The sequence below is a fragment of the Phycisphaerae bacterium genome, from assembly GCA_012729815.1.
Classification (GTDB): domain Bacteria; phylum Planctomycetota; class Phycisphaerae; order JAAYCJ01; family JAAYCJ01; genus JAAYCJ01.
This window is the reverse complement of sequence record JAAYCJ010000360.1, coordinates 9,837-36,801: the sequence shown is the minus strand read 5'-3', so window position 1 is coordinate 36,801 and position 26,965 is coordinate 9,837. Positions and strand designations below refer to the sequence as shown.

Sequence of the window (26,965 nt, the reverse complement as noted above, 5' to 3'; positions counted from 1 at the left end):
CGCCCCTTCGGGACCAGGGGCTTACGCCCGTGGCTACATCCTTACGCCCCTTCGGGGCTGATTCGCATGGGGGCCTTTTGTACCAGGGGCTTGCGCCCCTGGCTATAGGCTTACGCCCCTTCGGGGCTGATCGGCGCGCGGGGGCGGGGTGTTTGCCGGTGTCATTCCAGTTTCTTGTTGTCGATCCATAGTGTCGGTTCGGCGATGCCGTCGATGGATTGGCTGCGGGGGTTGATGAAGCGGATACGGCGGTTTTTGTCCTGGGCGAAGTCGATGCGTTTTTGGGCAAGCGGGCCGACGGCGGAGTAGACGAGGAGGTCGGTGTCGGCGGTGTAGGCGGCCCAGCCGTCGTGAGGGAGCGAGAGGGTCAGTGCGTCGCTGATCCGCAGGTCGAGCGGCGCAGCGTTGCGGTTGACGACAACGGTCAGGCCGTTGGCGTACTGGACGCGGATGGTCTTGAAGGCGGGGCAGTCGTCGACGTCGGGTTTGAAGGCGATATCCGGATCGTCCATGAGGTCGTTGAGGGTGAGCCACTGGTCTTTCCATCGGTAGAGGACGCGCTCGACCGGCTGAAGGGCATAGTGCGGCTGGAGGATACCAACGGTGAGGGCCTCGGTGAGGGCGTGTTCGCGGGCGGAACGTTGGGCTGGAGGGAAGTCGAGGCCGGCATCGTAGTAGGCTCCGTTGCCGTAGAGGACGGTCATGGCGCGGTAGGCGTCGGCGCCCTCGTAGAAGTCCCAGGGCTCCTGGCCCCAGTAGCGGCCGTTGCCGTAGCCGAGCCAATCGCCGCTGTGCTGGTGCTGCTGCGGGTAGCTGAAGAAGCGATAGCTGAGGCCCATGCCGTGGAAGGTGCTGAGGTGGTGCAGCCGGTGGAGTTTGTACTCCGGGCTGACGAGGCGGTCGTCGCCGTTGAAGATGCCGTAGTCGCCGGTGTCGCACCATCGGCCGAGGAGGTACTCACTGTTGAGGGTTTCGCTGCTGAGGGGGCCGTGGTGGATTTCTTTGACGGCGTCGGCGAATTGGCGGAGGAGGCGGGCGTCGGCGCGGGCGGTCCCGGCGCCGATCTCCCAGGGGGTGAGGTCCTGGCGGAAACCGGCTCCGCCGCCGGAGGCGAGTTGATCGACGAACTGGGCGTTGGTGTTGAAGGCGGTGTGGATGTCGGTTTCCTGGAATCGGGCGAGTCGCAGCCAGTCGTGGCGGTTTGAGGCTTGGTACTGGCGGTTTTCGTCGCTCATCACGTCGCCGCCCGGTGCCGCTTCGACCAGCGATCCTTTGATGAGGGCGTGCTTGAAGCTGGGCGAGTGGTCTGGAACGATGAAGTTGTAGTTGGTGCGCAGGCCGATCCGCCCGCAGGTGAGGCCGAAATCCACGAGGGCCTTGAGCTCATCAAATGAGCCGTATTGATCGGCGGGCATAAGTCGCTCCGGCCAGAAGGCATCGGGCCCCATGCCGTCGAATCCGCCGGCCTGCCAGGTTTGGACGATGGTGTAGAAGCGGACGAGGCCGCCCGTGCGCTCGCGCATCATCTTGAGGAATTCGAGTTTTTGGGTGGTGCCGCCGCCCCAGAGGTCGAGGAACATGGAGTCGCCGAGTTCGGCGCCGTACTGGCTGGGAGGATTGGCGAGGGATCCGGTTGCGGTCCAGAGGTCGTCGGCGACGCCGATGGTCAGGCGTTCGCGGAGCGGTCGGCGGAGGTTCGCTGCGTAAGGCGGGTAGTGGGCGTCGGGTGCGAGGTGCGTGGGCCAGTGGTCTTTTTGGATGCATCCGACGCCGCCGTCGCAGGCGTTGGAGCGTTCGAGGTCGAACTGGCCGTAGACCCAGAATTTGCCTTCGCGGTGGCGGAAGGCGGCTTGGACGGTATTGACTTCCCAGGATTCGCGGAGGCGGCGCATCATGGTGAACGGTTTGAAGGCATCCGGGTCGGCCAGTTGACCGGCGGTCATGGCTGAGGCGAGGGGCTCGCGCATCTCAAAGTCGAGGTATACGAAGGGGCCATCGGTCTGGATGGTGATCCAGTAGTAGGTCGGGGCCTTGATCTCGGCGATGCGGTAGACGAGGAAGAGGCGGTTCTTTTGTGGGTCGTGGCTGAGGCGGAACAGTTTGGGCGTGTAGCTTTCCGGAGTAAGGGTTTGCCCCTGGTGCTCGATCATCGGTCCGATGTTCTTGAGCAGGACGAGCGATTGGCCGTTGGCGTGCAGCGTGATGGGATCGAAGGGTTTGGATGGATCGACGGTGATCTTGCCGGTTGTGAGCGGCAGGTCGATCGGAGCCGGCGCATCGTCGATGCGGCGGATCAGTTCGATGGTTGGTTCGAACCGGACTTCGTCGAAGCCGGCGTCGTCGCCGGCGAAGTGCGTGAAGAGCAGATGGTCGCCGCTTTCGAGCGTCACTTGCGTATCCAGCGGCGTCGGTTCGGTCCCTGGCATCAGGAGATGCTCGTAGAGCGTGTCGCTGGTTCCCCAGGTTGTTTCTTTGATCGTCGTGATCTTGCAGCCATCGCCGCCGGCGGGATGGACCCTTGCGGGCGTGGCGGTGACGCGGTAGACGCCGGTGGTCGGGGCGGTCCACTCGAGGACCGCCAGTTCGGCGGTCTGCTGGTTGGGAATGCGGTTTCGGCCGATCATCGTTGCGTCGAGGGCGATTCTGGGCAGGTCGCCGTCTTGCGAGAAGGCGTTGCGCTGCTGATCCCAGTCCAGCGGGACGCGGTTGTGCGGATTGGCGTCGAGGCTGCGACAGGCGCGCCATACGTTTGGGTTTTGCGGATCGAATCCCTGTGGGAAGGTCCAGGTCTGGGCGGGCGAGACAGCCACCGCGGCGGCCACGAACGCCAGCAGTACGTTGAGCATCGGCAATTCTCCGATCGGTTGAGAAGATGCGTTGCGAACTGATTACCAGCCCCAGTCGGCGACGGCGGGATCGTTGGAGCGGTCACTGTCGAGGAGGCCGACGTGGAAATCGCCGAAGAGTACATTGGCCCCGCGTCCGTGGTGCGACCCGAGGGTTTTTCCGGTGTACCAGTTCCATCCGTCGGCGTCCCAGTAGCGCAATATGGTGTATCCAAGGCCGGCGCTCCAGTCGGCCCCCCACCACTCGGGTATGAGGACGAAGGCCGACGGCCGGTCGAAGCGTGTGATGTTGCGGGTGGGCTGGCGCGAGTAGGTCCAGGGCGCCTGGTCGTTGTAGACGAAGCTGCTGGTCAGGTCGACGTCATCGCCGACGAGGATGGGCATGTCCTTTGGGCAGCGATAGGGATTGGTTTGATAGGGCGTGAGGCCGATGTAGTTGGGTCCGGAAAAGCCAATCGTGGTTGTCCCGTCGATGACGCGGTTCCATCCGCCGACGAGCACGCCGGACCAGACGCCGGGGTTCCAGCCGCGGCCGTCCACGGCTGAGCCCTGGACCCACGGCATGAGTTCGTCGCGGTGATCGTTGGCGTAGGCGACCATGGCGGCACCGATGTTGCGAAGGAGAGTTTGGCATTGAAGGGTCCGGCCCTGGTCGCGGGCGGCTGAGAGGGCCGGGAGCAGCAGGGCCACCAGGACGGCGATGATGGCGACGACGACGAGGAGTTCGATCAGGGTGAAGGACGCGTTGGGGGTTCGCCGCGTCGCCGGATGGAAGTTGGGAGGTGACATCGGTTTACTCCTATGCCCTGGTTTCGGGGGCTGGGGCGGTGGTGCGGCCTGGGATCAGCCCTGGCTCAACGACGGCCTGTACGGCTGGTCGGTTGGGCTCGCTCGTTCGCGCGTCGATGAGTTCCCATGCGGCGCGGATATGCTCCTGCTCGGAGACGAAGACCACGGTGGGCTTGGGTCGGAAGAATCGTCCTTCGTGCCAGTCGCCGATGGCCACGATGGAGACGTCATCGGGGACGGCCAATCCCAGATCGCAGACCGCGGCTTGAGCGGCCCAGAACCAGCAGAGCGGGCAGATGATGGCGGAAAAGGTCTCGCCCTGCCGGTACCGGCTAACGATTCGGTCATAGATGGCCTGTTGCGGCCACTGGAATCGCGGGACGTCCGCGAACATGGCCAGATCATCGATCGGATCGGGGGCGATCAGCGGTTGGACACGTTTCTTCCACCGATCGATGGCCAATCCGGTGGCTGCGGGAACGTAGTCGCCCGCGGAGTCGGTCTGCCAAGCCAGGGCGATCCGCCGGTGGCCGAGTTGCACAAGATGGTCAACCGCGGCGTCCACCTCGCGGTCCGGGCGTCCGACCACGGAGTCGAATCCGAGGGGGAGCATGGACTCGCCGATGAAGACGACGGGTTTGCGGCCGGCTCGAAAGACACTGGCGACCTCGTCGTTGAGGCGCTGCCCGGAAGGCACGACCATGAGGGCATCGCAGTGGTCGATGACTTCATGGACCAGCCGCTCGTTCCAGGAACGGTAGTGGTAAAGCCGCGGCTGCCAGCCACGGGCCTCGGCGAGTTCGAACATGTGCATGGCGAATCCGATCAGGGCGGTGTCGAGCCACGCGGGCGCCAGGAGAGCCGCCTGCTTCTGCATGCGTTCTTCGGAGAGATCGCGGCGGACGAACGTTCCCTGCCCAACCCGCCGCACAAGATACCCCTCGTCGACGAGTTGGGTGATTGCTTTGCGAACGGTCATGTAGCTGACGCCGAGCCTGTCGGCCAGCGCCCGCTCCGAGGGGAGGCGGCCGCCGCGGGCATAGTCACCGGAACGCAACTGCCTGAGGACCATGTGGCGGATGCCAACCGTCTTGCCGACTTTGGGAAGTTCAGTAGTCACAGTCCGTTCCTTGATTGGGAGTTATCCACTTTGCTATATATTTTAATGTCATTGTATACTTTTGCAAAGGGAAAAACCTCTGATCTGTTGGCAATTGTAGGCGTCGGCGAATACTTATATTGTATTACCCGCTTTTTAATGGCCGTACTTATGAGCCAGAGAGGAAGAGGACAACCTATCTGTTGGTGGAAAGTCGGTGCGATCGGGTTAGGAATTGCGGGTGTCAGGCAAACAATCCGCAGTCGCCGGATGTCGTGCCAAGTTCCAGGCCGATGAGCGATGCTGGGCCTCAGTTGAGTCGGCGGAAGCCGGAGTGGGCGGTTGGGCCATTGAGGCGTTCTTTGACGTCGCCGGCGTCGAGGGCGGCTGCGATTTCGCCGAAGACTTCGTCTATGGCGCAGCCGAAGCGGGCGACGATTTCGTCGTTGTGGGCCATGGTGGGGTAGACGCCGAGGTTGGCGAGGAATCCTTTTTCGAGCATGAGCTGGGTGTAGAGGGTTCGGAGTTCCTGTGCGAGCGGGTGGTCGAACTGGAAGTGGGCGAGACAGGGGAATCCGTCGGCGACGGTGACGGGCAGGCTATGAGTCTTGGCGTGCTGTCGCCAGAGGTCGGCGATCATCTCGCCGATTCGGGCGACGTGGGTGGGCGCGTCGAGTTGCTGGAGTTTCTGGATGGTGGCGAGGGCGGCGACGGGTCCGACGCTTTCGGTCCAGTAGGTGCTGCTGATGAAGGAGGCGTTGGCGCCTTCCATGGCGGCGCGGGTTCCGATGATGGCACCGATGGGATGGCCGTTGCCGAGGGCCTTGGCGAAGATGGCGATGTCGGGGTTGACGCCGAGCTTCAGGTGCGAGCCGCCGAAGGTGAATCGCCAGCCGATGGTGATCTCATCGAAGATCAGGAGCGCGCCGGCGGCGTTGGTTCTGGTTTTGACGAACTCCATGAACCCGGGTTCGGGCATGTGGTATCGCATGGGCTCCATGACGACGGCGGCGAGTTGGTCGCCGTGCCGGTCGATGACCTTCTGGAATTCGTCGCGGTTGTTGAAGCGGAAGGTGAGGGTGGTGTTGCGGAGTTCGCGCGGGACGCCGAGGGGGTCGAGGCCGGGCAGGAGGTGACCGTCGAGGCTGTCGCTTTCGCCGAGGTTGGCGGCGAGATACCAGTCGTGCCAGCCGTGGTAGCCACAGATGGCGACGAGGGAGCGTCTGGTGGTGGCGCGGGCGATCCGGACGGCGACGACGGCGGTTTCGCCGCCGCTGCGGGCGAATCGGGCTTGCTGTGCCCACGGGTGGATCTGGCAGAGGCGGTCGGCGAGTTCGACCTCTTCGGGCGGATTGAGGGTACACATGGAACCGAGGCTGATGCGTCGTTGGACGGCGCGGGTGACGTCGGGATCGCGGAATCCGAGAAGGCAGGCGCCGATGCCGCTGGTGGTCAGATCGTAGTAATGTCGGCCGTCGAGGTCCCAGGTTTCACAACCGCGGGCCTCGCGGAAGTAGGCGGGCCACTGGTTGGGCGCGAACATTTCGGGACGCTTGGAGAGGAGCTGGGTGCCGGAGGGGATGCGGGTTTTGGCGTATCGGTAGAGGGATTGGGTCTGGCCGGCTGGTTCGGTCTTGAGGCCGAGGAGGCGCAGTGCGTTGTCGGAGAAGATATCGGTCAGGTCGGCTTGGGTGAGTCCGAAGAGGTCGGCGGCTTTGCGTAGGGCGCGGAGGGCTTCAAGGCCGAGGAGTGGCGGCTGCTGGTCGGGTTCGGCCGGATCGGCTCCGAGGGCTTTGGCGTCGAGGCAGATGGCGGCGTTTCCGACGGCGACGGAGGTTCCGCGGATGGCGGCGGCGGGAAAGCCGCTGGCCCAGAGGATACGTCTCGGTCCGAAGGCGTTGAGGAGGGAGACGAGGACGGCGGCGTCACAGACGGTGGAGGTTTCGACGTAGAGGTTGGGCAGGCTGCGGAAGTCGGCGAGGTCGTCGAGGGCGTAGGGGTCGTGGAAGCCGATGGCGCCGTGGGGCAGGATGAGGCGTGCGCCGGTGTGCTTGAGGCAGCGGTTTCGGATGGCCTGTCGGGCGGCGGGCGTGATGGGGGCAAATCGTTTGAAGAGGTGCAGGAGGATGACGAGGGCCTGCTCGTCGGCGATTTTCCAGGCCCAGTCGGGCAGAAGGTCGGCGATGGTGCGGGCGGGCCGAGCGTCGGCGTCGAGCGGGTTGAGGCAGGGTTTGAAGCCGGCGACGCCGGGCGTTTCGAGGAGTTCGGCGACGCGGGCGCGGTCGGAGTGTCGCGAGATGAGGACGAGGGCGCGGCAGTCGTGGAATCGCGTGAGTTGCTGGAGGAGGAAGTCGTTGGCCGCTTCGACGTCGCCGTCGGGACCAGGCAGGACGGAGAGGAGCCCCCCTACCAGTTGGGCGTTGCCGAGTTGGCGGGAGACTTCGGCGTGCCAGAGTTTGGCTGTGAGTTCGCCGCTGAGGCGGTCAGCGAGGTGCTGATGGGTGTCGGGGGCCAGGGCGTGGCAGAGGTGGGCGTGGACGTCGTAGACCTGCGGGGGCAGGAAGGTTTTGAGTTCGGCGAGCATTGCCCGATCGGTTTTGGATAGATTGCCTGTCGCAGCCATTTGAGATCCTCGAAATCAATGGTACCGCCACGGTTTGGGCGGGGACGTTTTGGGCCAACTGTCATGACAGATGATACCGTGGGACGGGAGAAAAGTCGCGGTTTTTCCGGGGGAACCGGAGGCTGGGCATGGAGCATCGGGGATCAGGGACGGGGCGGGAGCGTCCAGAGGTCCTGGTCGGCGACGCCGATTGAGTCGAGCATGGCGGAGACGGAGTGGAAGTCGATGGCGTAGGCGGCGTCGTGGCAATCGGAACCGAGGCTCAGGGGCACTTGACGGTCGTTGAGCTGGGCGAGGTAGTCGAGGTATCGGCATTTGAAGCGGTCCTCGTAGGTGCGGTTGAGGAGCATGCCTTCGACGTTGATTTCGACGACCTTGCCGTGCTGGAGGACGGCGGCGATGAACTCGTCGTGGATGGATTGCGGGATTTTGCCGAAGTCGTCGAGCCAGGGTTCGGTGCGGTAGAGGCCGTCGGGGTCCTGCCAGTGGTTGTGCCACCACCAGGGATGGGCGACGATGGTGACCAGGGGGTGGGTGGCGAGGAACATGTTCTGGCGGTGGAAGTCGCGGATGACGGCGTCTCGTTCGTAGGGGACGTACATGGGCCAGTGGGTTCCGCCGATGACGTACTCGATTCCGGCGGCGGCGATCCGGTCGGGGGTGAGGGCGATGGCGAGAGGCGCTTCGGGCGGTCCGCCCTGGCGGATGCCGTAGGTCGGCTGGTCGTGGCGGCCGGCGGCGACCTGGTCGATTTCCCATTGTGAGACGCAGGAGACTTCGATGCCGAAGTGGAAGCGCGGGGATTGCGGGTTGGCCAGGAATTCGCGGCGCGAGGCTTCGATGTCGGGCCAGTTGAACGGGGTGTGGAGGTGATCGGTGATGCCGAAGTCTGTGATGCCGAGCTGGGCGGTTCTGGCCAGGAGGGTTGAGACGGCGAGGCAGGCGTCGTCGCAGGAGTTTCGGGTGTGGATGTGCCAGTCGGAGGTGATTTTCATGTTCTTCCTTTGCGTGTCGCACGGGGCGATGGCGGATAGTCTTGGCGACATGCGTGAAGAAGTCAAGAGCGGCGCAGGACGGCTACGGATGCGGGCGGCAGTCGCACCAGGCCGTCGTCGATGCGGATGGCGGGGTCGGACTGCAGGAGCGGTTGGCTGTGGCCATCGAGGCTGAGTTGCTGCGTCGTCTGGTCGAAGTTGCAGGCGACGGCGATGGGGCCTCGCTGCATGATCAGCCAGCGTTGGTCCTCGTCGAAGCGGGCGCGGACGTTGTCTCGGCGACCGTCGGACAGGGATGGCGTGGCGCGTCGGAGGCGGATCAGTTGGCGGTACCATTGGAGCATGGAGGCGTGCGGTTCGCGGGCGGGTTCGTCCCAGTGGAGTTTGGAGTTTTGGAAGGTCTGGTCGGCTTGTGGGTCCGGGACGGCGTCGGGCGACCAGCCGAAGGAGGCGAATTCGTCCTTTCGGCCGTGGCGGACGTCTCTGGCAAGGTCGGGGTCCTGGAAGTCGCAGAAGTAGGCAAAGGGGGTGGTCGCGGCCCACTCCTCGCCCTGGAAGATCAGCGGCACGTAGGGCGAGGTGAGGATGAGTGCGGCGGCGGCTTTGACGCGGCCGAGGTCGGCGAGATGGCTGATGCGTCGGCCCTGGTCGCGGTTGCCGATCTGGTCGTGGTTTTGCAGGCAGACGACGAAGCGGTGGCCGCTGAGGGATCCGGGGGGCCGGCCGTGGGTTCGGCCGCGGTGGGCTGAGTAGCGGCCGTCGTAGACGAAGGGGTTTTGGAGGGCTTTGGCGAGGTCGGCGAGGCGGCCGAAGTCGGCGTAGTAGCCGGTACGTTCTCCGGTGACGAGGGCGTGGAGGGCGTGGTGGAGGTCGTCGGCCCATTGGGCGTCGAAGCCGCAGCCTCCGGTGTCCGGGCATTGGACGACCCTGGGATCGTTCAGGTCGCTCTCGGCGATGATCAGGACGTGGCGGTTGAGCGGACCGGCGAGGGCGTGGACCTGGTCGGCGAGCTGTTCGAGGAAGGGTCTGGCGGAGTTGTCGGCGAAGGCGTGGACGGCGTCGACGCGGAGGCCGTCGAGATGGTAGTCGCGGATCCACATCAGGGCGTTGTCGATGAAGAAGCGGCGGACGTGGTCGGAGCCGGGGTTTTCGAGGTTGGCGGTGTCGCCCCAGACGGTTTTGTGGCGGTCGGTGAAGTAGGGACCGAAGCGGCTGAGGCGGTTGCCTTCGGGGCCGAGGTGGTTGTAGACGACGTCGAGGAGGACGGCCAGTCCGCGGGCGTGGCAGGCGTCGACGAGGCGTTTGAGGGCGAGCGGGCCGCCGTAGGCGTTGTGTGGGGCGTAGGGGTAGACGCCGTCGTATCCCCAGTTTCGGCGGCCGGAGAACTGGGCGAGCGGCATCAGTTCGACGTGGGTGACGCCGAGGTCGGTCAGGTGGTCGAGGCGTTCGACGGCTGCGTCGAAGGTGCCGGCGGGGGTGAAGGCGCCGACGTGGAGTTCGTAGATGACGCCACCGGCGAGGGGCGGAGCTTGCCAGCGGCTGTCGGTCCAGGGGAACGCGGCGTGGTCGATCAGTTGCGACGGGCCGGTCACGCCGTCCGGTTGGTGCGGCGAGCGCGGGTCGGGCAGCGGTTCGCCGTCGTCGAGGCGGAATTGGTAGGCGGAGCCCGCCTGGGCTGGGACATCCGCACGCCACCAGCCGTGTTGTTCGGCGGTCATGGCGTGTTCGTGTCCGTCGATGACCACCCGCACATGTTCGGCGTTCGGCGCCCAGAGGCGGAATTCCATCGTCAGTTTCCCCCTTCGCGAGAGAGCAGGGCGACGGGGAAGCGGGCCAGCAGGTCTTCCACTCGGCGTCGTCCGCCCCGGTGTTCGTGGTTCGTGAACTGGTCGATCCAGCGGCCCGTCGGAAGCTCGATTGATGTGTCGTCCCATCGGCCCGCGAGGCGGAGGGTCAGGCGTGGCACGAGGGCGGCGATTTCGTCTCCGCGGGTGAAGGCCACGACGTGCTCGCGGCGGGCGCCGTGGGCTTGGATCGGGTGATATGGACCTTTGTCGAAGGCTTCGGGTCGTCGGGCGCGGAGGGCGAGCGCGCGTTGGATGACCAGGAGTTTGGGGAGGCCTTCGTCGGCGCGGGTCCAGATTTCGTCGATGCTCAGGTTGGCCAGTTCCCGCAGGAGTTTTCGGCGCAAGTCGTAGTCGACCGGCCGTCGGTTGTCGGGGTCGACGAGGCTCAGATCCCAGAGTTCGGTTCCCTGGTAGAGGTCCGGGACGCCGGGGGCGGTGTACTTGATCAGGGTCTGGGCGAGGGCGTTGATCCAGCCGGGCACTGTCATGTGCACGACGAAGGCGGCGAGGTCTTCGCGGAAATCGCGAGACTCCATCGCTGCCGTGACGAAGCGCAGGACGGCTGATTCGTAAGCTTGGTTTGGGGTTTTCCAGTCGGTGTGTTCCTTGGCTTCGCGCATCGCCTTGGCGGCGAAGGCGGTCATGCGGTCGACGGTGATCGGCCAGGCCCCCACCAGGTTCTGGTAGAGAAGGTACTCGAGGTTAGGGTCGGGCCAGTCGCCGGTGCGGTGTTGGCGGTTCATCGCGGACCAACGGGAGACGGCGTCATCCCAGGCTGGGACCATTTCGGTGAGGACGTGGATGCGAGCCCGGACGTCCTCGCTGCGTTTGGTGTCGTGGGTGGAGGTGGTCAGCATGCCGCGCGGCCAGTGTTGGTGCATGTGGCGGCACCAGGCGTGGAAGGTCTCGAGCGGGGTGCCGAAGCGGTCGGGGTCGCCGCCGACCTCGTTGAGGGAGACGAGGCGGTTGTAGCGATAGAAGGCGGTATCCTCGATGCCCTTGGCGGCGGCGGGCCCGGAGAGCTGCTGGAAGCGGTAGACGAATTCGGCTTCGGCCGGGCCGGTCAGGCGGAGGGTCAGCAGGTCGGCGAGGGATTCGAAGAGCCGCGGGTCGAGGTCGGCGCGGTGGCGTTTGGCGTGGTCAACGGCCTGGCGGATGTTGGCGAGGTCCTGATCGCTGACCTGGCCGGTTTGTGGGTCGGCGTAGCTGCGGTAGACGGGGAAATCGGCTGCGAGTTCGGCGACCGCCGCTTGAAGGGTTCGTGGGCCGTAGTCGCGAAAGCGTCGATGGCCCTCACAGACTTCCGCCAGCAGCCCCCCTACCCGCGCGACGTCGGGGGCGAACTCGGTGGTCAGCAGGAGCAGTTTGTTCTGCCGGGCGAGTTCCGCGTAGTTCGTTTTGACACCGGTGAAGCGGACGTAGAGGTCGGTCAGCGGCTGGCGTGCGGCGAGATCGACGAAGAGGCCGGAGACCTGGTTGAGGAAGTCATAGCCGGTAGTTCCGGCCACCGGCCAATCGGCCGGCAATTTCTCGTCGGGGGCGAGAATTTTCTCGACGACAATCCAGGCATCGCCGGCGCGGTTTCGCAGGCGTTGGAGATAGCTTTGCGGGTCGCGGAGGCCGTCGGGATGGTCGACCCGCAGGCCGTCGGCCTGGGCGGAGGCGAGCCATTCCAGGGGCAGCTTGTGGGCGCAGTCGAAGACGTCCTGGCGGTCCATGTGAAGGGCGACGAGGGTGTCGATGGCGAAAAACCGGCGGTAATTCAGGAGCTCCGATCCCAGCCGCCACCAGGCCAGGCGATAGTGCTGGCGGCGCAGGATGGCATCGAGGCGTTCGAGGTCACGGTTGACGGCGGCGATCCGGCGGTCCAGTTCGTCGCCCTCGCTGTGCAGTTCGGCCCGGGTTTCCGGTGAGAGGGGAAGCTGGTGGTCGTGGTATTGGACGACGACTTGGTCGCCGGCCCGGGCCAGACAAAGATCGCCTTTTTCCAGTTCCAGGCCATAGTGATCGGCGAGTATGGGAAGCAGGATTTTTCCGGTCAGTCCCGGCGACTGGATGTCCCAGTGGATGTCGAAGTAAGGTGCGTAGGGGCTTGATCGGCCGCGGGTCAGGACGTCCCACCAGAGTTGGTTTTCGCGGCTGGCGATTCCCATGTGGTTCGGCACGATGTCGACCACGAGCCCGAGGCGTCGGCGTGCCAGAGCTTTGACGAGACGCTGGTGACCGGCTTGGCCGCCGAGTTCGCGGTTGACGGTTCGGTGATCGACCACGTCGTAGCCGTGCTCGCTGCCCGGAGCGGCTTGAAGCAGCGGGGAGGTGTAGAGATGGCTAACGCCCAGTTCGGAGAGGTAGTCGGCGAGGTTCTCCGCCTCGGAGAGGCCAAATCCGCCGCCCAACTGAAGACGGTACGTTCCCCGCAGCGCATGTCCGGCCATCGCAACGCCCCCCTGTCTCGATGCTATTGTACCCGGCTGGGCTTCGGCAGGCAAATGTCCGCTCTCGCGGAAGTGCAGCGGAGCCGGCGTTTTCGTCCCAGCCGCTGCAAATCCAAGGCCGCCGAGTTGTTTTGGCTCTCGTGGATATTGTTTGATTGCCGGACGATGAACGCTAAGAATAAGAAAGAGGGGGATCGCCATCCGCATATCGATTCGCTGCGACGTTTGCGGGCGAAGGGATTGCGTGACATCGGGTAATCGGGCTTGCTCCGGTATTGGGGTGGAGTGAGTCATGGGACGTCGAGGGAAACCACTGCGGGTTCTGATGATCGCGGGAGGGACGGCGCTCGGAGCGATCGTCGTGGCCGCCTTATGGATATGGAGCACTCCCGGGGAACGGGGGCCTTCGGGCGGGTTCGAGCCGTTCTGCTGGCCGGCGGGCCTGGCGACAGTTCCGTCGGAGCCGAGGGGCCGGGTGAACTGGATGGGCCACTGGCTGGGCGAGGACAAGCGGGAGTCGCTGGTTCGCGAGGTCGCAGCGGAGTTCGGGTTCCTGCACCAGGGGATCGAGGTGAACCTGAAGTTTCCGCAGGAGATCATGGGGTCTCGCGGGCACCTGGAGACGGCGCGGTTTGTCGCGGCGATGATCCGCAGCGGACGGGTTGAGTGGGACGTGTTGTGGCTTGAGCCGCGGACCTATGAATACGTCGCGGAGGAACTGAGCGACCCGGATTGGGGAGCGAAGCACCTGGTGGATTTCAGGGAGATACCGGGGTTCGCCGAGACGCAGAAGCCGTTCATCATCGCCGATCCGGCGTATCGCAACCAGACGGGCGGGATCCTGACCGGGCCGTACATCGAGGGGTACTACTATGCTTTGTGGTACAACCAGGACGTGGCGCGGCGTCTGGGCCTGACGATCAAGCCGGCAGGAATGACGTTCGAGGATTTGCTGGGATATGTGCGGGCGGTCGCCGAGTACAACCGGAACCACAAGGAGGGAGTGGCGGCGTTTTACGAATCGTCGGACTGGGTTACGATGGAGATTTTGTTCCAGCGTCTGGTCAAGTCGCTACTGAGCTTTGAGGAGGGCAAACGGGAGGAGTCGTCACCGGAGAAGCTGGCGGCTTTGCGTCGGACGTTGGCGGCGTTCGAGGCGTTGGGTCGGTACGATCCGCTGATCGCGTCGCACGGGGAGAACCAGTGGTTCGCGACGCGGGGGCTGGTGCTGAACGACGCGGCGTTGTTTTACGTGAACGGGACGTGGATGTACAGCCATTGGCGGGGTATGAATCCGGAGAAGATGAAGAAGATGGCGCCGGTGGAGCTGCCGGCATTCGGTGAGACGGATCACTATCTGGGCGGATACCTGCCGACGTGGGCGGTGATGAAGGCGACTGCGAACCGGGAGCACGCGATCGATCTGGTGATGTTCTGGAGTCGTCCGGCGATCGCGGAGAAGTGGGTGCGTTACACGAAGAATCCGACGGGCCTGCGCGGTCATCTGGCGAGTCCGGCGTGGAGTTCGGACGTGTTCGAGCGGTTCGTGGAGGACGTCGGGCGGCGGTACGTCTCGCGGGTGGATTACTCGTCGACGGCTGGGTATCTGCTGGGACGGGAGAACTGGGGATTGCAGCGGGAGATCGAGGCGGAGTTGATCCTTATTCTGACCGGCGAGACGAGCGCGGAGGAGGCGTACGATCGGATCATGGCGTTGTGCCGATAGGGCGAGACGATGCGACGGCTGAGCGATAGTCTGATTTTCAAGATCGGTTTTATCATCGTCAGCGTTGAGCTGATCGCGCTGCTGGGGATGGGGTACTGGTACATTCAGCGGTTCAGCGACGAGGTGGATCGGCGGACGGTGTCGCGGATTCGGATTCCGGGCGAGTTGATGATGCAGGGGGTGCTGAGCTACGAGTCGGTCAACAGCGAGCAGGTCATGGAGGATCTGGTGGGCGGGGAGCTGATGGAGGCGATGGTGATCGGGATGAACCAGCAGGTGTACTACTCGCTGAATCCCGCGCATATCGGCCGGCGGATTTCGGAAGTCGCGGCGGTGGAGTGGCCGGACATGCTGAGCGCGAACGTGTTCGCCCCGCAGGTGGTTCCGAGCGGGGACGGCGAGGCGGAGGTGCTGGTCAGTCTGACTCCGCTGCGGCTGGAGGACGGGCGGCTGATCGGGTTCCTGTACATCAAGTCAAGCCTGGCCCAGGCTCAGGCGAAGAAACGGATGATTTCGCTGCTGTTCTGGGCGGGGACGGCGATTTGCGTGCTGGCGACGTCGGCGGTGGAGGTTCTGCTGATGCGGCGGGTGGTGACGCGGCGGATCGGGGACACTCTGGCGTGCGTTAAGCGGGTGGAGGGCGGGGAATTAGGAGCGGCGATCTGCCGGGTCAATTCGCGGGACGAGATCGGCATGCTGCAGGAAGGCATCAATTCGATGTCGGCGAAGTTGGCCGGGACGGTGGCGCAATTGGGGGCGGATATCGGACAGCGGGAGCGGGTGGAGGCGACGCTGCGGGAGAGCGAGGAACGACTGGCGGGTTTCATGGCTTCGGCGACGGACGTGTTCGCCCTGTTCGACTCGGAGTTGAACATCGTGGAGGTCAACGAGGCGGGGTTGCGGCTGTCGGGGCGTTCGCGGGAGGATCTGGTGGGGCGGCATTTTTCCGAGGTGGTTCCGGAACTCAGAACCAGCGGGCGTTACAGCCTGTACGCGAACGTGGTGAGGACGGGTCAGCCGTTTTATGCGGAGGACGTGCGGGTGGCGTCGGCGGCGGGCGAGCGTCGGATGGCGGTCAAGGCGTTCAAGGTCGGCGACGGGATGGGGCTGATCATGACGGATTTGACCGAGATCAAGGAGCGGGAGGAGCAGGTTCGGCAGTTCAACGAGGAGCTGGAGCGGCGGGTGGCGGCCCGGACGGCGGAGCTTCGCGAGGCGAACCGGGAGCTGGAGTCATTTTCGTACTCGGTGTCGCACGACCTGCGGGCTCCTCTGCGGATCATCGACGGGTTCAGCAAGATCCTGCTCGACGAGTACGGGGGTGCGTTTGACGAAGAGGGGAGAGGCTATCTGGAACGGATGCGTCGCAACAGCCAGTACATGGCGCAGTTGATCGACGACCTGCTGGAGCTGGCGAGGGTGACGCGGATGGCGATGGAGCAGGAGCAGGTGGATTTGAGCGCGATGGCCCAGGCGATCGCGGAAGGCTTTCTGGCCGGCCAACCGGAGCGGGAGGCTGAGTTTGTGATCGAGCCGGGCCTGACGGTGGAGGGGGATTCGCACCTGCTGAGGATCGTACTGGAGAACCTGCTGGGCAATGCGTGGAAGTTCACCGCCAAGACGGAGAAGGCGAGGATCGAGTTCGGCCTGGAGGCCTCATCGAACGGTCGGAGTTTTTTTGTCCGGGACAACGGGGCGGGGTTCGACATGGCGTTCTCGAACAAGCTGTTCAAACCGTTCGAGCGGCTTCACAGCGTCTCGGAGTTCGAGGGCACTGGGGTTGGGCTGGCCACGGTGCAGCGGATCATCCGGCGGCACGGCGGATCGATCCGGGCCGAAGGGCGGGTGGGCGCAGGCGCCACGTTCCACTTCACACTATAGGATGGCGCTTACGCGGAAATCCGGGAGGGTGAGGGATATGATTTCAATAGTCCAGCGCGGCGGTCGCGGGCGCCTTAAGCGGGCTTTGGCGTTTTGTCAGGATCGCTGCGAACGGGGATAGCGGTAATGAGCAGCAGCGATCACAACCATTTACAGGCGGTGGACAACCGGTCTCCCGACATCAACAGCGGACCGGAGCAGCGGTTCAAGGATCTGTGCGAGGCGGCATTCGAGGGGATCGTGGTGCACGACCACGGCCGGATCATTGACGTGAATCAAGCGGCATCGCGGATGTTCGGGTATGACGCGCCGGAGCTGATCGGGGCGGAGCTGCTGGGCCTGGTGGCGGCGGGCCATCGCGATGAGGTGCATCAGCGGGTCGAGTCGGGTAATGAGGATCCGTACGAGAGCGTCGGGCTCCGGAAGAACGGGACGAGCTTTCCGATCAAGTTTTATCCCCGGCACATGACGTATCAGGGGCGTGCGGCGCGGGTGGTGGCGGTCCGCGACATCACGGAGCGGAAGGACACCGAAGCGCGTCTGGCGCGTCTGGCGGCGAAGGTCCGGCAGCAGGCGGCGACGCTGGACGCGATTTTGTCGGCGTCGGCGGACAGCCTGTACGTCTACGACCGGCGCGGGCGGTTCGCCTACGTCAACGAGTCGGGGGCCAGGACGGTAGGATTGGGGCCGGATCAGATGATCGGCAAGAGCTGGCGGGAGCTGAAGCTGTCGGCGGAGGTCATGGAGCGGGTGGAGGTAGAGGTCCGGTCCGTTTTCGCGACCGGGACGAGGATCGTCGGCGAAGCGACCTTTCCGAGCGTCGACGGCGAACGGCACTTTGAGTACGTGCTGGCTCCGGTGCGGGGAAGCAGCGGCGAGGTGGAGTTGGTGGTTTCGACGTCGCGGGACATCAGCTCGCACAAGGAGGCTGAGCGGGTCGCGCGTCGGAGTCGCGAGGAATGGGAGCGGACGTTCGACGCGGCGCCGGACCCGATCGTCATTGTGGACGCGCAGAACCGGATCGTCAAGATCAACCGGGCCATGGCGGAGCGGACGGGAGTGCCAGCCGAGCAGGCCGTCGGTCAGACCTGCTACCGGCTGCTTCACGGTACCGACCATCCGCCGGCCCACTGCCCGCACGCGAAGACCCTGGAGGACCAGAAGTCCTACAGCACGGAGATTCATGAGCCGCACCTGGGGGGCCACTTCGTGTTCAGCGCCTCGCCGATTATGGACGAGGAGGGGCGTCTGACGGGCACGGTGGAGGTATTTCACGACATTTCGGAGCGGGTGCGGGCCGAGCAGGCGGTTCAGGAGAGCGAGGCACTGCTTCGGCGGGTGATCGACACGGTACCGAACTGCATTTTCATCAAGGACCGCGAGGGTCGATACCTGCTGGTTAATCAGGAGATGTCGCGGGTCCACGGGACGGTTCCGGAGGCAATGGTGGGCAAGACGGATATGGACTTTGTCCCGTCGTCAGCGGCCACGCCACAGGAGGCTGAGCGGTTCCGGCGGGATGACCTGGAGGTAATCGAGCAGAAGAAGGTCAGGCATATTCCGGAAGAGACGCTGACGATGCCGGACGGTTCGGTGCGCTGGTATCGGACGGTCAAGATTCCGATGTCGATCCGCGGCAATCCGGATTGTCTTTTGGGGGTGGCGGTGGACATCACGGAGTTCAAGAGGTCGGAGGAGCAGATTCGGCGGCTCAACGAGCATCTGGAGGCGCGGGTTCGCGAGCGGACGGCGGAGCTGGAGGCGTTTTCGCACTCGGTGGCCCACGAGTTGACCCAGCCGCTTCGGGCGATCAGCGGGTTGTTGGGGATCGCGGGCGAGGAGCACGCCGAGCAACTCGACGAACAAGGGCGGCGCTACCTGGAGCGTGCGGGCGAAGTGAGCGTGCGGATGGGGAAGTTGATCGACGCCCTGCTGGATCTGGCCCGCCTCTCACAGAAGGAAACGGCGCGCCGGCCGGTGAACCTGAGCGATCTGGCGTGGACGATCGCTGGGCAGCTTCAGGCGACGGACCCGCCGCGGCGGGTGGAGTTTTCGATCGACAACGGGATCTGCGCGATGGCGGATCCGGACCTGATCGCGGTGGTGATGGAGCATCTGCTGACGAACGCGTGGAAGTTCAGCGGCGTGCGGGAGACGGCCCGGATCGCGTTCGGGACGGCTGAGAATGCGGATGAGCGCGTTTACTTTGTTGGCGACAACGGCGTGGGGTTTGACATGGCCTACGCGGGGAAGCTGTTCAAGGCGTTCCAGCATCTCCATTCGCCGGGACAGTCGAACGGACTGGGCATCGGGCTGGCGATGGTGCAGAAGGCCATCCAGCGTCACGGCGGCCGGATCTGGGCCCAGAGCGAACCGGATCGCGGCGCGACGTTTTACTTTACGCTTGGGGCGGCGGATTCGGCCCGCCAATAAGCTTGAGGAAATCCTCCTCGGTCAGGATTTCGACTCCCAGTTTTTTCGCCTTGTCGAGCTTTGAGCCGGCGTTTTGGCCGGCGATCAGGTAATGGGTTTTGGCGCTGACGCTGGAGGCGGCTTTGCCTCCGAGTTTTTTGATGAGGGCTTCGATTTCGTTTCGGGAGAACTTTTCGAGGGTGCCGGTGACGACGAGGGTTTTTCCGGCGATGGGCGAGGCGGCCGGCGCGGTCGGTTCGGCGATCAGTCGCATGTTGACGCCGGCGTCGCGGAGGTGGTTGACGGCCTGGCGGCCGTGGTCGGTGCGGAAGAAGTCGTGGATGCTCTGGGCGACGACGGGTCCGACGTCGGGCACGGCTTCGAGGCTTTCCAGCGAGGCGTCCATCAAGGCGTCCATGGTCCTGAAGTGTTTGGCCAGCAGTTCGGCGGTGGTGATTCCGACGTGCTGGATGTTGAGGGCCCCCATCACCCGCGGCAGGTCGCGGGTTTTGCTGGCGGTGATCGCTTTGACGAGGTTTTGGGCGGACTTTTGGCCCATGCGTTCGAGGTCGATCAGTTGCTGTTCGGTGAGTTGGTAGAGGTCGGCGAATTCGCGGACGAGGTTTTTGTCGACCAGTTGGTCGATCAGGGCGGGGCCGAGGTTTTCGATGTCCATCAGGTCTCGCGAGGCGAAGTAGCGAAGTCGTTCCTTGAGCTGGGCAGGGCATGAAGGGTTCAGGCAGCGGAGGTAGACGCCGCCGGCGTCCTTTTCGACGGGTCCGTCGCAGACAACGCATCGGGTTGGCGGGACGATTTCGGCGTGGCCTCGGGGCTGATCCTGGACCACGGAGACGACCTGGGGGATGATTTCGCCGGCCTTTTCGACGATGACGGTGTCGCCGATACGGACGCCGAGTCGCTGGATCTGATCGGCGTTGTGGAGGCTGGCGCGGCTGACGGTGGTGCCGGCGATCCAGACGGGGTCGAGGTGGGCGACGGGGGTGAGGGTGCCGAGTTTGCCGACCTGCCAGCGGACGTCCCGAACGACGGTGACGCCCTGCTCGGTTTCGTACTTGTAGGCGATGACCCAGCGCGGGGCGCGGGAGGTCGTTCCAAGCCGCTCTCGCAGGTCGAAGCGGTCGATTTTTACGACCATGCCGTCGGTCTGGTAGTCGAGATCGGCGCGTTTGGCCTCCCAGGCGGTGATGACGGCGACGAGCTGGTCGAAGTCGCCGATCCGCTTGAGGTCGCGGTTGACCGTGATGCCCCATCGCGAGGCGGCAAGGGCCAGGTCGTAATGGGTCTGGGCTGGGAGCGGTTCGACGCGGCCGAAGCCGTGGGCGCAGAAGGCCAGGCCGCGTTTGGCCACGATTCGCGAGTCGAGGAGCTTGAGGGTGCCGGCGGTGGCGTTTCGCGGGTTGGCCAGCGGCGTTTCACCCTCCTGCTCGCGGCGGCGGTTGAATTCGACGAAGCTTCGTCGCGGCCAGTAGACCTCGCCTCGCACCTCGAGGATTTCGGGCCATCCCTTGCCGCGGAGTCGCAGCGGGACGGTGCGGATGGTTTTGATATTGGCGGTCACGTCGTCGCCGACTTCGCCGTCGCCGCGGGTGGCGCCGAGGACGAGCGTGCCGTTTTCGTAGCGTAGGGTGACGGCGACGCCGTCGATTTTGGGGTCGACCACGTAGTCCACCTGCTCGGTTTCGAGGCCCTTGAGGACGCGGCGGTGGAATTCCCTGAGTTCGCCGACGCTGTAGGTGTTGTCGATGGAGAGCATCGGGAGGTCGTGGCGGACCTTGGGAAAGCCATCGGCGGGTTGTTCGCCGACCCGCTGGGTCGGGGAGTCGGGGGTGATCAGGTCGGGGCGTTGTTTTTCGAGTTCCTTGAGCTGCTGCATGAGGCGGTCGTAGTCGCGGTCGGAGATTTCCGGCGAGCCGAGGGTGTAGTAGAGGTGGTCGTGATGGTGGATCTGCTCGCGCAGGCGTTCGATCTGTTCCGCAACCGGGTCGCTTTGGACCATGCCGGCCTCCTTTGCCGCCGCATGAACGTTGAACGGTTATTATAGAGGAGGCGGGCGGCTGGGCCAATCGGATTTGCCGTCTTGTCAGGGCGGGGTCGGATGCCGATAATCGTTGTTGATGGACGGCAAGCAGATCAGCAGCGGCGGGATGTTCGCGTCGGCCGGGGTGGGACGGTCGTTGCGGACGTACGTCCCGGCGACGTTCCTGTACCGTGGGATCAGTTTCGTTCGCGGGTTGGTTCTGGCGTGGCTGCTGGCGGGCAGCGCCGGTCAGTTCGCCCTGCTGGCGGTGGCGACGCAGGTGATCAACATCCTGGCTCCGCTGGTGTCGCTGGGGATCAATGAGGCGATTACGCGGTACGCACCGCAGTACGAGCAGCGGGGTCGGCTGAGGGGTTTTCTGCGGCGATCGGTTGTTCTGCTGGCGCTGATTGCGGGGCCGTCGGTGGCGGTGCTGGTGGTGCTGGCGGGTCCGTTGGGGGCGATGTTGTTCGGATCGCCGGAGTTCGACGCGGTGGCGGCGGCTTCGCTGGGGCGGGCGACGGCGGGCGCGATCGGTGCGATCGTGGTGTACTTCCTGGTGGTCTCGGTGCTCAAGGGGCTGCGGATGTTCCCGGCGCTGGCGGCGATGGAGGTGGTTCACGGCGTGCTGTTCCTGGTGTTGTCGCTGGTGGCGGCGTGGGCGGTGGCGCCGACGGCGGCGAGCGTGGTGTGGGCGTACCTGGTGGCGATGGTGGTTCCGAGCGTGATCTGGGGGGCGTTTTTGCGTCGCGGGTTGCCGGACGGTTCGGCGGAGGGGGAGGCGGCGGACGCGGAGGGTCTGGGCGGCAAGCTGTTGGGTTTTGGGACGTGGGCGGCGCTATCGGGGATCGTTTGGCAGGCGTGGCAGATCTACTCGCTGTGGTATCTGGCGAAGCTCGGGTTCGCGGCGGCGAGCGACGCATTTGCCGGGGCCCGATTGATTGGGCAGGTGGTGATTATTCTGGCGGCAGCGATGACGGGGATCGTGACGACGGCGGCATTTGCGGCGTGGGAGTCGCGGTCGCGGGAGGAGGCGAACGCGTTGCTGGGCCTTTACACGAAGCTGGCCCTGTCGGGGCTGCTGGCGCTGTCGCTGGTGTTGGTTCTGGCGGACGATCTGATCGTGTTGGTGTTGCCGTCGGAGTTTGCCGCGGCGGCTGAGGTACTGGCGGAGGTGGTGGTGTTTTTCCAGTTGACCTCGGCGCTGGGCTTTCTGGCGGTGCATTTCGCTTTGGTGGAAAAGACGCGGTTGATGCTGTGGAGTTGGCTGGTGGGATTGGGGTCTAACGTGGCGCTGGTGATCTGGTTGGTTCGGCCGGAGCATCCGCTGAGCGGGGCGGTGCTGTCGGCGGCGATATCGTGTCTGCCGGCGGTGGCGGTATGTCTTGTGCTGGTGCGGGCGGAGGGTCAGCCGGTGTCGCGCGGGTTGGTGCTGCTGACGGCGGCTTCGCTGCTGCTGTTGCTTCCGGATGCGGCGATGGTGGCGGGCGCGGCGGGCCTGGCGGTTTTGGGAACGGCGACGACGGTGGTGTTCAGCCGCGAGGAGCGGGACGTTATCGCGAACAGAATGCGTCAGAGGGTGAAGTAGAAGGTGGCTCCCTGGTCCGGTCGGCCTTCGGCCCAGATTCGCCCGCCGTGGCGTTGGATGACACGGCGGACGGTGGCGAGGCCGATACCGGTGCCCTCGAATTCGCCGGCGGTGTGCAGGCGGCTGAACGGGATGAACAGCTTGCCGACGTACTCCATGTCGAAGCCGGCGCCGTTGTCGCGGACGTGGCAGACCTGCTCGCCGTTCGAGGATTCGGCACCGAATTCGATGCGGGCGGCGTCGCGTTTGGAGGTGAACTTCCAGGCGTTTTCGAGGAGGTTTTCCATGACGACCTGGAGGAGGGTGGCGTCGCCGGTGACGGTGACGTCCGGCTGAATGCTGAATTCGACGTTGCGATCGGGATTGCGTTCGCGGAGTTCCTTGGCGATACCGCGGGCCATCTCGCTGAGATCGACCTGGCGGCGGTGCATGGCGGCCCTGCTCATTCGGGAGAGTTGGAGCATGCCCTCGATCAACTCGTTCATATGTCGGCTGGCGGCGACCACCCGCTGGAGGTTTTCGCGGTCGCGGGAGTCGAGTTTTTGCGCGGCTTCGTTCATCACGATACTGCTGAACCCGACGATGCTGCGGAGGGGGGCCCGCAGGTCGTGGCTGACGGAGTAGGCGAAGGCTTCGAGTTCCTGGTTGGCCTCCTGGAGCTTGGCCGTCCGCTCGGGGACGCGCTGTTCCAGTTCCTGGGCGTAACTGGCGAGCCGCTCGTGGAGCAGCACGTTCTGGATGATGATGGCGATCTGGTTGGCCACGGTTTCGAGAAACGCCGCACGCTGGGAGAAATCATGTTCCTGGAATGAGGCGAAGCCCAGGACGCCGATGATCCGCCCCTCCTTGGCCAGGGGCAGCGCGGCGAAGGACCGCAGGCCCGCCCGCTTGCATTCGGTCAACACGCACCGCGGGTCGCCGTGAATGTCGGTGGAGTAGACGGCCTTGCCCTCAGCGGCCTGTCCACAGAGGCACTGGCCGACCTTGTGGAGGCCGGCGCCGACCTGGGCGTACCGGGCGTCCTGAGGGTAGACCCGTTGAAGCTGGAGGATATCATTGTCCCGCAGATAGAGGATTCCCACCTCGGCTTCGGTCGCGTTCACGATTTCGCGCAGGACGACGTCGGCGACTTCGTTCATGGATCTGGCGACGGTGGCCTGGCGGGTGATGCTGCTGAGCAGGAGGAGTTCCTGGATGTGGCGGTGAAGTTGGGCCTCGGCCCGCTTGCGCTCGGTGATGTCGAGGGCGGTGAAGCTGACGGGGGTGTCGGGGTCGGCTGGGTCCATTTTGGCGGAGCTGAGCAGGACGTCGATCAATCGACCGTCCTTTCGCACCCACTGGGTCTCGACGGTCCCGACACCGGTTTCGCTGATCTGGCGGTACTTTTCCTGCCCGACGCGTTCGAACTCCTGGTCGGTCGGGTAGAGCATGCGCGAGTTGTTTCCGACGAGTTCGTCGCCGGCATAGCCGAGCATTTGGCACAGCCGTTCATTCACTTGAACAATGACGCGTCGGCGGACGACGCCGATGCCGGTCGGAGCGGCGAGGAAGATGCTCCGGAGCTTGCCTTCGCTTTCCCGCAGGGCCTGTTCGGCGCGTCTTTCCTCGGTCACGTCCAACGTGGCGAAGACCCACGTGTCTCGTTCCGGCAGAGGAATGCCGGTCACGGTGATAATTCTCTTCTCACCGGTGCTGGTGGTGACGCAGGTGTCGCCCCAATCGACCGGTTTACGCGGGACGGCAAGGATCATTTGATCCATTCTTTCCCGCGTCTGTCTGCGGGCCTCCGGATCGGGGAAGAGGCACTCGAGCAGTTGTTCCCGGTCGGGGAGCGCTTCGCGAGGCCAGCCGTGCATCTGCACGAACGCGGCGTTGAGGTACAGGATGGGGCCGGTTTCGGCGCAGATCACCATGACCCCGATGGGCAGATTTTCGAGGACGGTTTCGATGAACTTCTTTCGGCTGGCCAACTCATCTTCGGCGCGGCGGCGTTCGGTGACGTCCATGGCCATGCTGATGACGGTGCGTCGGCCGTCGGGCAGACGGCCCAGCGGGGCGGAGCTGAAATCCCAGATTCGCTTCTCGCCGCTGCGGGTCGTGATTTCGAATTCGTCTTGGGCCTCGCGCCGGTCGAGCTGGTAGAGATGATCGATGGCGGCCCGGACCATTTCGCGCTGGCCGCCGTAGGCCTTGGCCGTCCAGTCGGCGACGGTCGGGATGTCCTCGGACGAATAGCCGGAGATTTCGATCCAGGCCCGGTTGACCTGGAGGATTTCGCCGTCCTCGGCGTGGATGATGACGGGCAACGGGACGTCGGTGACGGCCCGGCGGAAGCGTTCCTCGCTTTGGCGCAGAGCCTCTTCGACGCGTTTGCGTTCGGTGATGTCGCGGGCGAAGACACAGTGGCACGACCGGCCACGGAACTCCAGGTAGTTGGCGGTGATCTCAACGGGAAAGATCCGCCCGTCCCGGGCCTGATGGACGGTCTCAAACGTGCGGGAACCCGCTTGGTTGACGCTTTCCCAGTGGTCCGACCACGTCTCACGAGGAAACTCGGGGTCTATATCATAGACGCCCATCGACTCGAGTTCCTCGCGCGTATAGCCGAGGGAGCGGCAAGCGGCCTGGTTGACATAGAGGAACTGAGCATCCTTATCGATCCAGAAGACGGATATCTCGGCCCGGTCCACCGAGAACTGCGTCAGCCGCAGCCGTTCCTCGGCCTGCTTCTGCTCAGTCACGTCGTCGTAGACCGCCACAACCTCGCCGGACGGCAGCTTGTAGACGTAGTTTTCTCGCCAGCCGCGTATCCGTCCGTCGTCATAGTAGGCGGCTGGGTGGTGCGCAGCAGTTCCGGTGCGCCAGACCTGTCGAAAGACCTCCAACAGGCCGATGTGCCGAATGGCGGGAAACGCCTCGGTCACCCGCCGGCCCAGGATCTGGTCTTTGGACCGGCCCTCGATCTGCTCAGCGGCGGGGTTAAGATCGCGGATCAGGAAGTCCTCACCCTCGTCCACGGCTTCGAAGACCGCCACGCCGCTGCGGATGCTGCCGAAGAGCTCGCGGAACCGCGTTTCGCTTTCGCGCAGGGCGCGTTCCGCGTGTCTGCGTTCGCTGATGTCCCGAATGATGCTCAGGACGGTCGGCGTTCCCTGATAGTCGATCACCCGGGCATTGATTTCGACCGGCACCCGCCGGCCGTTGCGGGTCAGATGTTCGCCTTCGAAGAGGATGCTTCCCTCGCGGCGCAACCGCTCGATATCCCGCAGGAATTGCCGGGCGGATTCAGGTGAGTCGACCTCCAGGATCGTCTTGCCGAGAAGCTCCTGGAGCGTGTAGTTGAGGCGCCGACAAGCGACCGGATTGGCGTCGAGGATGCGGCCCTGGAAATCGTGCAGCAGAACCGCGTCGGCGGCGTTGTCGAAGATACTCCGGTATCGCCGTTCCGATTCTCTGAGGGCCACCTCTCCTCGACGGGCTTTTCCGATGGCCACAAAGGAGAAGGCGATCAGTCCGACGATCAGGAGCGACAGGACGACGTTGGCGGTCAGCCGCCGGGCGTTGTCCTGAGCCAGACGGCCGAGCTTCCCGCCGGGCCGGGGCATGGCTTGGACCTGCCAGTGCCGGTCCAGAGCGGTCACGGTGGTAGTCGCTTTAAGCTCGGCCAGCGGCTGGGGCACACGGACGCCTTTGTCCTTAGTGCTGTAGACGTCCCGTTCATCCAGCCGGAGGGTCAACCAGGGATCCGACGGACCGAGAGGCCTGACGGTCTGGCCGATCAGCAGGTCGGCCAGGAAGGATCCGGTGATCGCCCCGGCGTAGCGCTGCGAGCCGCCGTCGCGGAAGAACACCGGATACCAAATGGTGATTCCCGGGCGTCCGCCGACTGCTTCGGCTGAGCGGCACGCCCAGGGTTTGCCGGTTTGGCTCAGGCGATCGTGGACATCGCGGCAGTCTTCGGTCTCCGCGAACTGCAGCGTTCCCCGGCTAGCCAGGAGGCCATGGGAAGGCGATGCCAGCTGGGCGGCGGGCGTGAATCCGATCATCTCAAACGTAGGCGGGTCGCGGGCCACGATAGCCTTGGCCTCTTCGGCCACCAGACGGCGCGCATCGTCAGAGGGGTTCTGGAGCAGATCGGCCAAGAGAGCCAGATCGCCCGCCTGTTGTTCCAGGACGGCCTGCCAGTGCCGCGCGGTCTGCTCAGCCAGCATGCTCGTATAGTCGCGGGTCAGTTCGGCGGCTGAATTCTGGCTGCTGCGGTAGTTCGAGAGGCTGCGGATCAGCAGCAGGACGAAGACTACCAGAGGCAGGAGCCATATCAGAGCCGGCATGCCGCCGAGGGTTGGTCCGGTCCGACCGGCACCTGACGGTTTGTTCGCGACTTCCGCGGCCATGTCCAACCCCCGAGTTTGCCCCTTGCGTTTGTAGGACCGGCAGAAGGGTCGTACCGTCCTCAACCGACGATCTGCCCAGCGCCACAAATCCGGGCGTATCTTGACCGAGGGCCACCCAGGGCGGATTGCCGAACCCCCGGCTACGTCTCATTTTAACCCGGCGGCTACCTCAACTCCAGTCCGATCCCCCTTCTCTTGTCATTACTTGTAATAATACGCCGTCACGGGTGCTGGACAAACCTGCGACAGCGGTGTTGCATCGCGTTAAATCCGTCTTTATGCTGTGTCAGGC

At 64.7% G+C, this 26,965-nt stretch carries 12 protein-coding genes and 1 pseudogene; 4 read left to right on the top strand and 9 right to left on the bottom strand.

What is annotated here, in order from left to right:
• Positions 1-161: 161 nt before the first annotated feature.
• The 7 genes and pseudogenes from GXY33_22825 to treY all read right to left on the bottom strand — a co-directional run bounded on the left by GXY33_22825 (position 162) and on the right by treY (position 12,634).
• Complete coding sequence (locus tag GXY33_22825; GenBank protein NLX07986.1) at positions 162-2,846, bottom strand: hypothetical protein; 2,685 nt, start codon at positions 2,844-2,846, stop codon at positions 162-164.
• A gap of 654 nt (positions 2,847-3,500) precedes the next feature.
• Positions 3,501-3,635: pseudogene (locus GXY33_22820) on the bottom strand (prepilin-type N-terminal cleavage/methylation domain-containing protein).
• A 10-nt stretch (positions 3,636-3,645) separates the two neighbouring features.
• The gene (locus GXY33_22815) at positions 3,646-4,755 is read right to left on the bottom strand and encodes a GntR family transcriptional regulator (GenBank protein NLX07985.1); all 1,110 of its coding nucleotides are present in this window, start codon (positions 4,753-4,755) and stop codon (positions 3,646-3,648) included.
• A gap of 289 nt (positions 4,756-5,044) precedes the next feature.
• Positions 5,045-7,357, bottom strand: a complete 2,313-nt coding sequence (locus tag GXY33_22810; GenBank protein NLX07984.1) for an aminotransferase class III-fold pyridoxal phosphate-dependent enzyme — start codon at positions 7,355-7,357, stop codon at positions 5,045-5,047.
• 143 nt (positions 7,358-7,500) lie between these two features.
• A complete protein-coding gene (locus GXY33_22805; GenBank protein ID NLX07983.1) occupies positions 7,501-8,352 on the bottom strand; it encodes a hypothetical protein in 852 nt (283 codons plus the stop codon).
• A 62-nt stretch (positions 8,353-8,414) separates the two neighbouring features.
• On the bottom strand, positions 8,415-10,139 hold the full coding sequence (gene treZ, locus GXY33_22800; protein ID NLX07982.1) for a malto-oligosyltrehalose trehalohydrolase: 1,725 nt from the start codon (positions 10,137-10,139) through the stop codon (positions 8,415-8,417).
• Between the two features lie 2 nt (positions 10,140-10,141).
• The gene (gene treY, locus GXY33_22795; GenBank protein ID NLX07981.1) at positions 10,142-12,634 is read right to left on the bottom strand and encodes a malto-oligosyltrehalose synthase; all 2,493 of its coding nucleotides are present in this window, start codon (positions 12,632-12,634) and stop codon (positions 10,142-10,144) included.
• Between the two features lie 292 nt (positions 12,635-12,926).
• Here treY and GXY33_22790 point away from each other — a divergent pair, with 292 nt between their 5' ends.
• From GXY33_22790 to GXY33_22780, 3 genes are all read left to right on the top strand, one after another.
• Positions 12,927-14,360, top strand: coding sequence for an extracellular solute-binding protein (locus GXY33_22790; protein NLX07980.1), 1,434 nt, complete (start codon positions 12,927-12,929; stop codon positions 14,358-14,360).
• Positions 14,361-14,369: 9 nt separating this feature from the next.
• A complete protein-coding gene (locus tag GXY33_22785; GenBank protein ID NLX07979.1) occupies positions 14,370-16,241 on the top strand; it encodes a PAS domain-containing protein in 1,872 nt (623 codons plus the stop codon).
• A 126-nt stretch (positions 16,242-16,367) separates the two neighbouring features.
• Entirely contained in the window at positions 16,368-18,674 is a 2,307-nt protein-coding gene (locus GXY33_22780) for a PAS domain S-box protein (protein ID NLX07978.1), read from the top strand.
• On the opposite strand, the gene ligA is transcribed toward GXY33_22780, so the two are convergent.
• A complete protein-coding gene (gene ligA / locus GXY33_22775; protein ID NLX07977.1) occupies positions 18,640-20,670 on the bottom strand; it encodes an NAD-dependent DNA ligase LigA in 2,031 nt (676 codons plus the stop codon). The two genes, GXY33_22780 and ligA, sit on opposite strands and share 35 nt — an antisense overlap.
• 118 nt (positions 20,671-20,788) lie before the next feature.
• On the opposite strand from ligA, the gene GXY33_22770 reads away from it, so the two are divergent.
• Positions 20,789-22,279 carry an oligosaccharide flippase family protein gene (locus tag GXY33_22770; protein NLX07976.1) on the top strand — a complete coding sequence of 497 codons (1,491 nt, stop codon included), beginning with the start codon at positions 20,789-20,791 and terminating at the stop codon, positions 22,277-22,279.
• On the opposite strand, the gene GXY33_22765 is transcribed toward GXY33_22770, so the two are convergent.
• On the bottom strand, positions 22,264-26,673 hold the full coding sequence (locus GXY33_22765) for a PAS domain S-box protein (GenBank protein NLX07975.1): 4,410 nt from the start codon (positions 26,671-26,673) through the stop codon (positions 22,264-22,266). The two genes, GXY33_22770 and GXY33_22765, sit on opposite strands and share 16 nt — an antisense overlap.
• Positions 26,674-26,965 lie beyond the last annotated feature (292 nt).